This is a genomic window from Actinoplanes sp. NPDC051346, assembly GCF_040682215.1.
Lineage (GTDB): Bacteria > Actinomycetota > Actinomycetes > Mycobacteriales > Micromonosporaceae > Actinoplanes.
Map to the genome: position 1 here is coordinate 101493 of NZ_JBFBAJ010000003.1, position 13370 is coordinate 114862.

Consider the following 13370-nt stretch of genomic DNA (forward strand, 5'->3'; position numbering starts at 1 on the left):
TCTACATCCTCTCGGGGGCGGAGACGCCCAGCAGTCCCAAACCGTTCGCGATCACCGTTCGGGTGGCGTCGTTCAGCCACAGGCGCGCCCGGTGGAGGTCGGTGATGGCCTCGTCACCCATCGGGGTGACCCGGCACTTGTCGAAGAACCGGTGATAGTCGCCGGCGAGGTCCTCGAGGTAGCGGGCCACCCGGTGCGGCTCGCGCAGCTCGGCGGCGCTGCCGACCACCGCCGGATACTCGCCGATCGCCTTGAGAAGGTCGTTCTCCTTCTCGTGCACGAGCAGCTCGGGCCGGAAGTCGCCCGGCTCGCCACGGGTCAGCCCGACCGTCGCCGCCTGCCGGGCGACACTCGCGGACCGCGCGGCGACATATTGGACGTAGTAGACGGGGTTGTCGCTCTTCGCCCGGGTCCACAGGTCGATGTCGATGTCGATCTGCGAGTCGGACGAATAGCGGGCCAGCGCATACCGCGCGGCGTCGACACCGAGGGCGTCGACGAAGTCCTCCAGGGTCACCACCGTGCCGGCGCGCTTGCTCATCCGCAGCGGCTCGCCGTCGCGGACCAGGTTGACCAGCTGGCCGATGAGGATCTCCAGGTTGACCGCGGGATCGTCGCCGAAGCAGGCCACCATCGCCTTCATGCGGCCGATGTAGCCGTGATGGTCGGCGCCCAGCATGATGACGACCTTCTCGAAGCCCCGCTTGCGCTTGTCGAGGTAGTAGGCGCAGTCGGCGGCGAAATACGTCCAGTCCCCGTCGGACTTGCGCAGCACCCGGTCCTTGTCGTCGCCGAAGTCGGTCGTACGCAGCCAGGTGGCGCCGTCGGACTCGTACACGTGGCCCTGCTCGCGCATCCGGTCGAGCGCCTCCTGGAGCTCGCCGCGGTCGTGCAGGTCCTTCTCGTTGAAGTACGTGTCGAAGTGCACGCCGAACTCGCCCAGCGACTGCTTGATCTCGGCGAACATCAGCGTGACGCCCTCGACCCGGAACGTCTCGAGCGCCTCGTCCTCGGGCAACTCCAGCACGCCCGGCGCCGCGGTGACAACGGCGCCGGCGATCTCGGCGATGTACGCCCCGGCGTAGCCGTCCTCCGGTGCCGGCAGCCCCCGGGCGGCCGCGTAGAGCGACTTGGCGAACCGGTCGATCTGCGAGCCGGCGTCGTTGAAGTAGTACTCCGTGCCGACCTCGGCGCCGGAGGCCCGCAGCAGCCGCGACAGCGCGTCGCCGACGGCCGCCCACCGCACCCCACCGATATGCACGGGACCCGTGGGGTTGGCGGAGACGAACTCCAGGTTGATGCGCTGACCGGCGAGCCGGTCGGTGTGTCCGTACTCCTGCCCCGCCAGCACCACGTCGCGCGCCAGCACCCCGGCCGCGGCGGCGTCGAGCCGGATGTTGAGGAACCCCGGACCGGCGATCTCCACCGACTTGATCCCCGGACGGCTGCTCAGCTCGTCGGCAAGCGCGGTGGCCAGCTCACGCGGCGCCACGCCGGCCTTCTTGCCGAGCTGCATGGCCATCGTCGAGGCATAGTCGCCATGCTCGGGATTTCGGGGTCGCTCCACCGTCGTCGACTCCGGCAACAGGGAGACGTCGAGGCCACGGGTGACGAATACGGCACGCGCAGCTGTGAGAACGGTGGCAGCGAGGTCAGCGGGAGTCACTGAGCCATGCTATCCGGGTAGACTTTGGCGCCCGGCGGCGTACCGGGGCCTGCGCACAGGCCCGGCCCGACCAACTTCACGAATTGACGAGGCACGATGAGTATGAGCACACCGGGGCCCGAGCGGGTCCCGTCCACCGTGAAGGTCGACAAGACGTCGGGACAGGGCAAGCCGCCCGCGGGCGGCGCCAAGCCGGGCGGCAAGCCGGGCGCCCCGCGCCCCGGCACCAAGGGCAAGGGCGGCAAAGGCAAGCCGATCCAGCCGGTCAAGGTCAGCGGAGGGCGCAACTGGGGCCCGATCGCGGTGGCGGGCGCCGTCGTGCTCATCGCCGCCGGCATCATCGCCTACGCCGTGATCGCCACGGTCAAGGGCAGCCGGAACTGGGAAGACCGCGCCGCCGACATCGAGGGAATCGTCAACTACCGGGAGCAGAAGAACCCGGCGATCGACTCCCAGGAACACAAGGACGGCCCCCAGACCTACGTGATGAACCCGCCGGTGGGCGGCGCGCACAACCAGGTCTGGCAGAACTGCATGGGCGACGTCTACCCGGAGCCCATCGCGAACGAGCACGCGGTCCACAGCCTCGAGCACGGCGCGGTCTGGGTGACGTACAAGCAGGGACTCGGCGCCGACCAGGTCAGCAAGCTCCAGAAGCGGGTCGAGGGCAAGGACTACATGCTCATGAGCCCCGTCGCCAGCCTGGACAAGAATGTCTCGCTGCAGGCATGGGGCTACCAGCTCAAGGTCGACAGCGCCGACGACGACCGCATCGACCAGTTCATCAAGGACCTGCGCCTGAACGCCACCAAGGAACCCAACGCGGCCTGCTCCGGCGGCAACACCACCACGGGCCCGGTAGCGGCCACCGCCCCCGGCGCCGGCATGGGCCAGCAGGGCAGCTGATGACCGTCTCCACGGACCCGGACCCGGCGGCCCCCACCGCCGACCGGACCGACAGCCCCTCCCGAACCGGCACCCGCCGGTTCGGGGCGGGCTGGCTGGCCCTCGTGCTGGCCTTCGGCCTCCTGGTGGGCGCCGCCATCGGCTTCCTCGGCCCCACGCTGGGCACCCCCAAGGACGACTCCGCCGAGGCCGGCTTCCTGCGCGACATGAGCACCCACCACGCCCAAGCCGTGGAAATGTCGATGATCGCCCACGCGAACTCGACAGACACCTACGTCGTCACCCTCGCCGGCGACATCGCCCTGACCCAGCACGGCCAGATCAGCACCATGCTGGCCTGGCTCCGCGACTGGAACCTGAGCCCAACCGGCTCCCAACCCGCGATGGCCTGGATGCCGGAAGCACAGGGCTCGGTCCGCAACGGCCTGATGCCCGGCATGGCGACACCCGACCAACTGGCCACCCTGCGCAAGGCCACCGGCAAGGACCTCAACATCCAGTACCTGACCCTCATGCGCCAGCACCACCTTGGCGGCCTCCACATGGCCCAGGCGATCCTCAAGCAGTCCGACGAGCAAAACGTCACCGACCTCGCCGACACCATGGTGAACGGCCAGCAGAGCGAGATCAACCTGATCGACTCCATGCTGAAACGGATCCAGCAAACCTGAAACCAGCCGGCCCCGACGCGCCGCGGAACCGATTGGCGGCGCTTCGGGGCGGCCTGCTAGAGTTTCACCCGCTGAGCCCCCGTAGCTCAGGGGATAGAGCGTCGCCCTCCGGAGGCGAAAGCGCAGGTTCGAATCCTGCCGGGGGCACAAGCTATGGCGCTCCATGTCCGCTGAAGAACGCGGACCTGGGGCGCTTGTTTTTCTACCTGGGGCCCGAGCCCCAGACCCCACGCCGGGGGGCGGGCTTGGTTGGATCCCGCCGGGTCGCGCAAATTGGACATCATGATCTGCCTGCGCCAATGGAGCTGGTGACCAGCGCTAACACGGGTCGGCGGCTCTGCTCATCAGTCCGGCTGTGCCCGGCCGTGTCCGGCCGTCACCGGTTCTCTACGGCCGTCCGCGGCAGATACGCGGCCAAGCTCACGGCCGTGACGCGATCCAGCCTGGCGGGCTGTTCGGTCTATACCGTGCCCCTTCCGCGGAGCGGTCCATTTCAGAACCGGGATGGGATTGGCGTCGAGGAACCTCTTCTCGACGGCGGCGGCGACTGACCACGCTCGGCGCCGCCGGCTTGCCGCCCAACCGCACGGTAAGGCCATCCAGCACCGAGTGAAGGACCGGGTTGGCGAGCGCCGAGACGGAGCGGGCGTTCCTCTTCACCCAAGTCAGCGTTGCCTCCAACGGTCCAGCTGGCTTGAGCCAGTTTGGCCCGGCAATGATGCCTGGCAAGTGCTGGCTTGAGCCAGTTGCGATACGCTGCCGGCTCGGAGACTCCGAGCAGGCAGGCAGAGGCGATGAACCAGCAGCCCGATCCCGACAAGAGGCTTCCCAGCCGGCGCATAGCCGATGACTTGCGCTCCAGCATCGAAAGCGGTGACCTGCCGGCCGGCGGCAAGCTGCCCTCCGAGCGGGACCTTGCCGCCCGGTACGGCACCGCGCGCAACACCGCCCGCGAGGCGATCAGCATCCTGCAAAGTGAGGGCCTGGTCGTCGCCCAGCACGGGCGGGGCGTCTTCGTCCGTCCCCGCATGCCCCTCATGCGCCTCGGGGCGAACCGATACTCCCGACGCCTACGCGCGGAAACGGGACTCTCCCCGTTCCGCATCGAGGTCATGAAGCAGGGCCGCACTCCCAGAACCGAATGCCGATCCGTGACGAAGGAACAACCGCCCGCCGATGTCGCCGATCGTCTCGGCCTCGCCCCACAGACATCAGTCGTGCGCCGAGAGAACTGGTATTTCGCCGACGACGAACCCGTGCAGTTCGGCGTTACCTACATCCCCGTCAACGTCGCTGGTGACTCGCCGCTGGCGTCGGAGAAGACGCTCGGCAAAGGCAGCATCTACGCCCGCTTCGAGGAGCTGGGATATCCCATCACGCGTATTCGTGAGGAGATCTCGGCACGAATGCCGAATCCGGAGGAGATCACCGGACTCGGCATGCCGCCCGGTGTGCCCGTCATCGAGGTGGTGCACACCAGTCTCGACGCACAGCATCAACCGTTCGAAGTGACGAGGTTCGTCATGCGCGGTGATCTCAACGGCCTGGACTACGACATGCCCGTGGAAGACTGAAAGGCAGCGTCATGAGCCGCAGCAGCCTGGCAAGACTCGTCCTGCTCGCCCTGCTCTGGGGCTCCGGATTCCTCTGGATCAAGCTGGCACTCCGCGGCTTCTCCCCCACCCAGATCGTGCTGATCCGACTGACTCTCGGCGCCCTGGTCCTTATGCCCATCGCCCTGGCACGCGGCATGCGTCTCCCGACCGGCCGCACGACGTGGGCACACCTTTTCGTAGCCGCACTGGTGGCCAACGCCATCCCGTACACGCTTTTCGGCGTGGGTGAGCGGACCGTGGGATCGAATGTTGCTGGCGTCATCAACGCCACCACGCCGCTCTGGACAGTCCTGGTCGCGTTCCTCGCCGGCACCGACCGCTCCGTAAGCCTGCGCCGTGGCGCCGGGCTGGCGCTCGGCTTCGCCGGGACGCTGCTCATCTTCACGCCTTGGGAGGCCGCCAACGAGATCGCCAGTTGGGGCGGCCTGGCGATCCTGGCCGCGTCAGCCAGCTACGGAATTTCCTACGTCTACATGGGCAAGTTCCTCACCAACCGAGGAATCCCACCCATCATGCTGTCCGCCACGCAGCTCTCGGCCGGCGCCGCCTTGATGGTGCTGGCGCTACCTCTCGGCGGCCTGGTCGCCCCACACTGGCGGTTCGATGCGGTCGCCAGCCTGCTGATCCTCGGATTCCTCGGTACCGGCCTCGCCTACGTGCTCAACTACCGACTCATCGGGGATGAGGGACCGACCGCCGCCTCCACCACCACGTACCTGCTACCGGTGGTCGCGGTCGTGCTCGGCGCCCTGGTCGTCAAGGAGGCGGTCACCCTTCCGATGATCGCCGGAATGGTCGTGGTGCTCGGTGGCGTTGCCCTCGTCCAACGCCGTCCCGGACGCCCGACGAACGATGAGCCGGAGCCGGCTAAGGCCGGCTCCCCACCGCGTTGAGGCCGAGCGCGATGGTCAGCGTCGATGCCGCTTTCCGGGCCGGCTGAGGAACCTTCGGTGCGACCGTGGGCTGTCATTGCGGGAGCTGGCGCGGAGGGTCCACTACTCGCACAGCTACCTGTGGGACCTGGAAACGGGGCACAAACAGCCAACCCGGGACGTCGCCTCGGCGCTCGACACGGCGTTGAGCGCGGACGGTGCACTGGTCGAGCTCATCACCGATCACGAGCCTGACGAGGACGACCAAAGTCCGCTGACCGTTGCGTTGGGACTGCTCGAAGCTCACCGACATGACCTTGAAGCCATGGCCCGTTCGGCATGGTCAGCAAGCAGCGGCCTGGACGCCCGACGTGTTGCCGGGCGGTGGGCTCATGTCGCGACCTGGCTCTATGAGTCGTTTGTACGTAGCCGGCCTCCGCTGATCCGATTAGGGGCGAGTCGATACTCCCGCCGCATGCGCCAGGAGAGCGGGGAGTCGCCGTTCCGGATGGAGGTTCTCCGGCAAGGTCGCACGCCGCGTACGGAGTGCCGATCCGTAGGCAAGCAACCGGCGCCGGCCGATATCGCCGAGAGGCTGATGATTGGGCCAGGAGAGCCTGTCATCCGCCGCGAGAACCTGTACTACGCCGACGACGAGCCCATCCAGATCGGAATCACCTACATCCCGGTGAGCATCGCCGGTCCCTCGTCCATGGTCAGCGCCAGGGCGCTGGGCCACGGCTCGCTCTACTCCCGCCTTGAGGATCTCGGATACCCGGTCGTCCGAATCCGAGAGTGCGTCCTGGCCCGGTTACCCAAGCCAGATGAGGCCACCAGCCTGAAGATGTCTCCAGGGGTGCCAGTGCTCGAAGTCCTACACACGAGCTTCGACGGAGATGGCCGTCCGTTCGAGGTCACCCGCTTCGCCATGCGAGCGGACTTGACTGTCATCAATTACGAGATGCCAGTAGAAGACTGACCATTCGTCCGCCATTGCATGGCTGACAGTCAGAGCCTCCTTTCCCACCCGTGAGTCGGCAAGTCTGAGCAGGCATCGCACGTTCACGGCATACCGAGGAGTGCATCGACCATGAACCAAGAGCCCAGCCAGCGTCCGGCCACCGCAGCGCACTGGAACAGTTGCGATCGACTCAGCGACGGGGACACGGTGCCGGTGATTCTGCCGCCACGACGCGGAACGATGTGGAGGTTGCTTGCGCTCATCCCGGGCCTGCTCGTGATCGGAACCGTCATTGCCTGGAGCATCTTGTGACGTCGCCGGCTTCGACGGCGTGGTTCTCTGGACAACATCCCGGATGGTGCGTGCCGGACGGGCGGGCAGAGCTGGGATGTCATGCCCTTGGTCGCGGTGGCCACCTTTCTCCGGTAATCGCTTCTGGGCACGCAACGAGCGGGGAGTTGCGGGCACAGTTGGCGCGGATGCAGGGCCGCCACGGAGATCAGACTCTCGTCGTGGTGGAGGCGGTCACCGGAGCTCAGGCGGTCACACTATGGCTGACAGCGGACGAGTGGCGAGATCTCACGGTCACCGTTGATGTCCTTATCGCGCAGGAACGCACGGTGCTGCCTTGATCGCGCGTGGCCGGGTGTTGCTGTGAAGCCCCGGCAGATCACAGTCGGAGAAACCGGCCTACCAGCAGACCCCCGTCAGATCCGAGGAACGGTCACTGTCGCCCTGGTACAGCAGGTGGATGGGACGACATTGATTTCAGTCACCTCAGCGATGATGGGAACCAGTTGTTCGGCACGGCTAACGTTTGACGAAGCCGTGAAGCTAGGCGATGCCCTAGCCTTGATGATCACGGATGCTGAGGCCCCTTGACCCCCAGGCAGATGGAGGGGTCACGCCAGGACCGATACGCGCTCTGAGCTGCTACAACTGCCCAGGCTCGTCCATGCACGTCCGGCAAGGGCTCGGGTGATTGTCACTCAGTTCCGTTCGGCGCCGAAGTGCCGTAGGGGGTGTGGGCTAGAAGCCGGTCCATCAAACGTCCGTATCACGACGACGGTCCAGTCGTCGCTTTGTCGCACTTACTTGCAGAATTCCGTTGGAAAGTACCTCAAGGGCCTACTCGGGAGGAGGCCCACACAGCTCATCGTAGCGAGGATGGTTTACCTGTCCCCCTCCGCAGATCGCTTCAGCATCGATTTCCGATGCGACGTCGGAGCACGGGTAGAGCCCGTCTGGAAAGAGCGCCTCGGGATCGCACAGGCCCATCGAGCCGCGGTCACCACGCGGTCCCTTCGCACCGATCGGCCCCTGGGGTCCCCTCGATCCGGCTGGTCCGGGAACACCGGCCGGACCTTGGACGCCTGGCAAGCCAGTGGAGCCACGGTGCCCCTGCGGCAAAGTCCCGAAGAATGTCACCAGAGACACGCCGGCGAAAGCTCCCCAGGCGATCGTAGCCAGGGCAAGTGCCGCAAGCTCGCGACGATTCATACGTGCCCCACCGGCCCGCGAGGCCCTCGGTCACCTTTCGGGCCCGTCTTGCCCTTGACGCCGGGGGAACCGGCTGGTCCAGGGGAACCAGGAACACCCTGGGGACCTGCCGGACCCGGAGGGCCTTGGATTCCTGGAGGACCGGAAGACCCCCAAGACGCGTAGCTCACGCCGACCACCACGGCCGTGGCGACAAACCCGAGGACCGCGAAGGTGACGAGGAGCGCGAACCTGCTTACGGCCGGATACTTGATCTGCACATTGTGTCAACATGCCTCTTGGTCAACGGGTTACTGCGGAACCTTCCCGACCTGCCGCATACGCCTTGCAACCACCCGGCATGCGTGCGTCACGCCATGCCTCTTCGACGCTGCATCTCATCGACGAAGCCTGCACGTTCCCTAGAAACCGCTGAAGCTTGGGATGCCAGTAGAACCGCCCGTGCTCCTCACGGAGCCGCCACGGCCCGCTCTGAACCTGCATTCCGAGCCTTGCAACACTTGGACGACGATGAGTGGAACGGGATTGCGGTCCCAGGGGCCCGGACCAACACCAGCTGATCAACGGTCGACAGCTCGTCCCACCAGTCCTGTAGCGACCTCGGCATAGGCCCAAGTGTGGCAGCCAGCGCGGCCAGCCGAAAAGACACGAGCCCTCGCTTGTAAGTCTTGGGCGACTCGTCCGGCGTCGTACGTCCGTGGCCGCGACCTCTCGGACAGGCGTCCATCGCTGCCTGGGTCTGATCGTCATCGACCGGGCCGGCTGCTGTCACCGTTGCTGCCAGAGCCCGGCTACTGTTGCGCCACATCCATTATGGTCAAAGTCATGTGGTCCGTAGGGTTCTGGTCATGGCCTGGGTGGGGCGCCTTCGAAGCCCTCGGCACAGTAGCTGCGGCGATAGTCGCCCTTACGGTCTACATGACCGAAGTAGGGCGACGGCGGCGGGCGGAGCGGAACTCTGTGCGTGTATGGGCCGCTGCGGAAGCAGGTCGCACGGTCATCTACATCATTAATGACTCAAACGCACCCATTGTCGATACGCGGATTGACGGGCTGCACCAAGAGGCAGCGTGGATCGGTTGGAGACCCGGAATCAACTGGTCCGCGGTCGGATGGGTTGGCAGGGGCCCGGATTTAATTCATCCTTCTCAAACGGTGCGTTTGATGTTCCACGGGCTCACGGGTAGCAGCCCTCATCTCCCGAAGAAGCTTCCTCCGCTGGCGGTCGTTCAGTTGACCTACGAAGCTAGCGCTGAAAGGCGCCAGGCAAGCTTCAGCCGGATCAGGACCGCACCACGTCGACGAACGATTCTTGGAATCGGTCAGCTCAGGCTCGACACGAGGCCTACTCAGAGCCCAGCGGCGAAACCGTCGCCTCCCAGCAGCCAGTAGACCGGCTCGACGTCCGTTGACCTCGATCGCGAAACCCCGGCCCGCGGACGTCTGCCCGGCGACCCCTTGACCCCCAGGCAACGAACAGCCACCTGCGACCTCGGCCTTTGTGTACGGTGAGCAGCGCATACAATTCGTCAGCGTCCACGACCGTCCATCGATGTTCGCTGCGATCGTCACCCAATTGGCCACCCGCGCGACGCTGGCCCGCCAAGCTTCTCGATGGCGCTGGCGATCTCATGTAGCTGCTCGACCTCTGCAATCAAAGCATGTACTAGTCGTGGTTGCGGGTGCGGTGGATCAGCTCGAGCGGACGCCGCGCGGCCAGGAACGACGCGCGAGCCGGTCCTGGTTGTAACCCATCCAGTCGACGGCCCGGCCGCTGTTGCCGGTCAGGAAAATCTCCTGGTCCTGGCGCGCAGTCCAGGTTCCAAGCGTTGTGGTGGGACCCCACACGTCAGCCGTACGCGTGCCGACGACGGGAAGGTTCCGCCCTTTGACGATCGGCGTACGGAACCCGATGTGCTCCATCGGCTGCATGCCGAACCGATCTGAGTCGAACTCGGTCTTCACCCTCGTGTCGGGCCGGTAACCCACCAGGTAGGCGGCAACTTTGATCGCTTCGGCCACCGGTCCGGACACCTGGAACGCTGCGTACCCAAGCTTGTCGTTCTGCGTGCGCGGGTCGCGCGTGCCGTCGGCAGATAGGAACCCGCGGACGAACGCCTCGCGCTGCGATACCGACAGACTCAACACGAAATTCAGGGCGTCGTCTTTGCTTGCCTTTGATCGCGATGCAAGGCCGCACCAGAACTCACTGGTTAGCTTCCATCGGTAGATCCGGTGCGTCTGAGGTCCCTCCGGCTCGCGGACGTATTCGCCACACGGGAAGTGGGCGGCCATGAAGCCTCGCAGATAGTGCACCTGCTCAGGCTTCGACTGGACGATGGTCGAGAGGTCTTGAATATCTTGCGGCGGCGGCCTGCCACGCTTGAGGCCGACGGGCCGCCGTCGATCTTCTGCCGCTCACGACCGGTCGGAGGCTGAATTCGGGTCGCTGTCCCCGAGATTTCGCGCCAGGAACAATCCCAAGCGCATCCGCGATCCGCTTCTTCGCGGCGTCGAAGTACGGCTCCCGCGCTTAGCGAAGATCATCTAGGTGGCTGTTGCGGGCCGAGGCAGTTGCTGGCGTCCGCGTCTCGCAGCGGTTGACATTGTCTCTGGCTTGCCACCGTGCCTCCTGTCCTCGAGGGGGAATGAGCTGCGAAAACGTTGGAGGTTAGTAGGCCGGACCGAGATAGTTCCCGCTCCGGAAGGATGATCGATTTCGGCGGATCGGTCCCGTACTGTCGGCGCGACATCAAGGATTTCATGGGGGCTCGGTCATGGGTAAAGCACGTTCTGCCGCGCTAGCCGGGCTTGTCGGATCACTGATCGTGACAGGAGCGACACAGGCTGCTGCCGACACGGCGCCGGCCGTGAGCTCCACGGGGCTTGCCGACGGCCAACTGATCGGCATCAAGCAGATCGTGCGCCCCGCGGTGCGGTCCGACGCCGTCAAGATCGAGGTGCTGGTCGGCGACAAGATCGTCGCGAGGTCCCAGACCAAGCCGTTTCCCGTGGTCCTGTACCCACCGCCCGCCCTGAACGACCTCGACGCGGACGTGACCGTCCGGGCATATGACGCGGCGGGGGTGATCGGTGAGGCGAAGACCCGGGTCCATGTCGACACCGAGCGCCCGTCCGCGAACTTCACTCCGGGGCTCACCGCCGCCGTGCACGGTCCGACCACGATCACGGCCGCCGTGCCGGACGATGTTGTCCAGGTCGTGCTGAGTGACGCCTCCGGTGAGATCGCCCGGGCGACCAGCGCGCCGTGGACGCTGGCCTGGGACACGAGGGGTCACTCCGGCCAGGTCCGATTCGCGGTGACCGACCGGGCCGGAAACCTCTCGCAGTTCACCGGCCGCTACCGGGTAGACGAGCAGGGTCCGCAGATCTCCCTGTACCGCTCGGGCTCGGCGGGATGGGGAGACCCCTGGCCCCGCGGTGTGAACTATTTGGATGCGAGCGTCAAGGACGTCACCGGGCTGAGCCGCATCGAGTGGTGGGTAGAGGGTGCGCTCCGGTCGACGGACCGGACACTGCGCTACGACTTCGGCGCCCGCAGTCGTACCGTGCCGGTCGAGGTGCGCGCCTGGGACCCGTGGGGCAATGCCTCGGTCACCGAGTTGCCCATCGTCATCGACGCTGACAGTCCCCGGGTCACCTCGATCACGCCAGCGAACCTCGCCCTCGTCCGCGGCTCACGGATCACCAGCACCGTGCAGGCGACAGACGCGACCAGCATTGACTGGGTGTCTCTGGCCGGCGCGATCGCGGACCGCACGGCTCCGTACACCTCGTCGATCCCGGCGGGCCCCGATGGCAAAAAAACCCTCACTTGGCACCTGGCCGACCTTTGGGGCAACACGACCACCGCCCACCGGGTGGTCATCGTCGACAACACGAAGCCCACACTGAAGGTCACCAAGGGGCCGGTGAACAAAGCTAAGGTGAACGGCACGGTCAAGCTCGACGCATCGGCCGGCGACCGCAATGGCGTCAGCCGGGTTGAGCTGCTGATCAACGGCAAGGTCGTAGCCCGCGACACTACGTCGGCGTACAGCTTCTCGATCATGCCCAGCAGGTACGGCAAGAAGTTCACCGTCGCGCTGCGCGCCTACGACAAGGCGGGCAACTCGACGACGACCGCGACCCGCACCTGGTACCGCTGACACCGATGGACGGCCGACGGTGGATCGCCTCGTGGCAGCGTTCCTGACCGTCGAAGCCAGCCAGGCCCCGCCGATCTCGGCCACCGCGGCGATAGTGAACAGCAGCAGCGAGTGGATGATCGTCACAGTGGTATCGCAGCAGACTCGTCCGGCCAGGCGCCGGGTCAGCAGCCGCAGTTGCCGCTCGCGCAGCCACCGGCACCGGCCCGGGCGGCCTTGCGGGCTGACCGGCGGCGGTGCAGCCACCACATCGTCGCGGCGGCGGCCACCAGCGCCCCGGACACCCCCAGCAGGACGTTCTCGACCAAGGTCGCGCCCGCGCCGGTGAGGAGCCCGGCGGCGATCAGCAGCGGCAGCGCACAGCAGGCGGCGCAGGCCAGCGCGGCAAGGCCGGCGGTGACCTGGCTGCGCTTCGGGGGCGCGTTGTCCACCGACATGCCGGTGTGCCGGTGACCGGCCGCTCCCGGGGCAGAAGAGGCGTCGGCTGAGGGCAGGGCGTTGAGGGGGACTTCGTGTTGCAGGCTCATGAGGCATCTCCATCAGCGAGGTCGGCGAGGTCGGCGAGGTCGGCGAACGGCAAGGGGCAGTCGTTGCAGGTGCACGCGGTGAGGCTGTCGCAGCCGGCCGCCACGACCTGGAGGAGGGAGTCGCGGATGGTGCACAGGTCGGCGATCTTCCGTTCGACCTCGGCGATCTTCGCCTCGGCGCGCGCCTTGAGGTCCGGGGTGGGGTGGCCGCGACGGCCGGTATCGAGCAGTTCGGCGACCTCGTCCAATGTGAAGCCGAGGCGCTGTGCGGCCTTGATGACACCGAGCAGGGTGACCGTGTCGGCGGGGTAGGTGCGGTGTCCGCCGGGGCTGCGGTCCGGTTCGGCGATCAGGCCCCGGCGTTCGTAGTAGCGCAGGGTCTGGATGTTCACCCCGGCCCGCTCGGCGACCTCGCCGGTGCGCAGTCGCCGGTTGCCGATGTCGTACATCAGGCGGCCGCCGCTTCGGTGCGAGGCTCGGAC

10 protein-coding genes and 1 tRNA gene are annotated in these 13370 nt (G+C 66.6%); 7 read left to right on the plus strand and 4 right to left on the minus strand.

Going from position 1 to position 13370, the window contains the following annotated elements:
- Position 1 precedes the first annotated feature (1 nt).
- Entirely contained in the window at positions 2-1666 is a 1665-nt protein-coding gene (gene argS / locus AB0M36_RS08770; RefSeq protein ID WP_364154527.1) for an arginine--tRNA ligase, read from the minus strand.
- A 96-nt stretch (positions 1667-1762) separates the two neighbouring features.
- On the opposite strand from argS, the gene AB0M36_RS08775 reads away from it, so the two are divergent.
- The 6 genes from AB0M36_RS08775 to AB0M36_RS08800 all read left to right on the plus strand — a co-directional run bounded on the left by AB0M36_RS08775 (position 1763) and on the right by AB0M36_RS08800 (position 6710).
- Positions 1763-2572, plus strand: coding sequence for a DUF3105 domain-containing protein (locus AB0M36_RS08775; protein WP_364154529.1), 810 nt, complete (start codon positions 1763-1765; stop codon positions 2570-2572).
- The gene (locus tag AB0M36_RS08780) at positions 2572-3243 is read left to right on the plus strand and encodes a DUF305 domain-containing protein (RefSeq protein WP_364154532.1); all 672 of its coding nucleotides are present in this window, start codon (positions 2572-2574) and stop codon (positions 3241-3243) included. Before AB0M36_RS08775 ends, AB0M36_RS08780 begins: the two co-directional genes overlap by 1 nt.
- A 75-nt stretch (positions 3244-3318) precedes the next feature.
- Positions 3319-3390, plus strand: a tRNA-Arg gene (locus AB0M36_RS08785).
- 647 nt (positions 3391-4037) lie between these two features.
- Positions 4038-4817, plus strand: coding sequence for a GntR family transcriptional regulator (locus AB0M36_RS08790; protein WP_364154535.1), 780 nt, complete (start codon positions 4038-4040; stop codon positions 4815-4817).
- A gap of 11 nt (positions 4818-4828) precedes the next feature.
- Positions 4829-5752, plus strand: coding sequence for a DMT family transporter (locus AB0M36_RS08795; RefSeq protein ID WP_364154537.1), 924 nt, complete (start codon positions 4829-4831; stop codon positions 5750-5752).
- Entirely contained in the window at positions 5712-6710 is a 999-nt protein-coding gene (locus AB0M36_RS08800; protein WP_364154539.1) for a UTRA domain-containing protein, read from the plus strand. The genes AB0M36_RS08795 and AB0M36_RS08800 overlap by 41 nt, the downstream gene beginning before the upstream one ends.
- A 3174-nt stretch (positions 6711-9884) precedes the next feature.
- On the opposite strand, the gene AB0M36_RS08805 is transcribed toward AB0M36_RS08800, so the two are convergent.
- Positions 9885-10508: a hypothetical protein gene (locus AB0M36_RS08805; protein WP_364154542.1), complete on the minus strand. Its 624-nt coding sequence runs from the start codon at positions 10506-10508 to the stop codon at positions 9885-9887.
- A gap of 554 nt (positions 10509-11062) precedes the next feature.
- Between AB0M36_RS08805 and AB0M36_RS08810 the strand changes: the two genes are divergently transcribed.
- A complete protein-coding gene (locus AB0M36_RS08810) occupies positions 11063-12361 on the plus strand; it encodes an Ig-like domain-containing protein (RefSeq protein ID WP_364154545.1) in 1299 nt (432 codons plus the stop codon).
- Between the two features lie 164 nt (positions 12362-12525).
- On the opposite strand, the gene AB0M36_RS08815 is transcribed toward AB0M36_RS08810, so the two are convergent.
- Both AB0M36_RS08815 and AB0M36_RS08820 read right to left on the minus strand, forming a co-directional pair.
- A complete protein-coding gene (locus AB0M36_RS08815; RefSeq protein WP_364154547.1) occupies positions 12526-12888 on the minus strand; it encodes a hypothetical protein in 363 nt (120 codons plus the stop codon).
- The gene (locus tag AB0M36_RS08820; protein ID WP_364154550.1) at positions 12885-13337 is read right to left on the minus strand and encodes a MerR family transcriptional regulator; all 453 of its coding nucleotides are present in this window, start codon (positions 13335-13337) and stop codon (positions 12885-12887) included. The genes AB0M36_RS08815 and AB0M36_RS08820 overlap by 4 nt, the downstream gene beginning before the upstream one ends.
- Positions 13338-13370: the final 33 nt, after the last annotated feature.

Excerpts from the sequence above, each read along its gene's own strand:
- AB0M36_RS08795 (WP_364154537.1), top strand. The coding sequence starts at position 4,829 with ATGAGCCGCAGCAGCCTGGCAAGACTCGTCCTGCTCGCCCTGCTCTGG.
- AB0M36_RS08815 (WP_364154547.1), bottom strand. The coding sequence starts at position 12,888 with ATGAGCCTGCAACACGAAGTCCCCCTCAACGCCCTGCCCTCAGCCGAC.
- AB0M36_RS08820 (WP_364154550.1), bottom strand. The coding sequence starts at position 13,337 with ATGTACGACATCGGCAACCGGCGACTGCGCACCGGCGAGGTCGCCGAG.
- AB0M36_RS08780 (WP_364154532.1), top strand. The coding sequence starts at position 2,572 with ATGACCGTCTCCACGGACCCGGACCCGGCGGCCCCCACCGCCGACCGG.
- AB0M36_RS08790 (WP_364154535.1), top strand. The coding sequence starts at position 4,038 with ATGAACCAGCAGCCCGATCCCGACAAGAGGCTTCCCAGCCGGCGCATA.
- AB0M36_RS08775 (WP_364154529.1), top strand. The coding sequence starts at position 1,763 with ATGAGTATGAGCACACCGGGGCCCGAGCGGGTCCCGTCCACCGTGAAG.
- AB0M36_RS08800 (WP_364154539.1), top strand. The coding sequence starts at position 5,712 with ATGAGCCGGAGCCGGCTAAGGCCGGCTCCCCACCGCGTTGAGGCCGAG.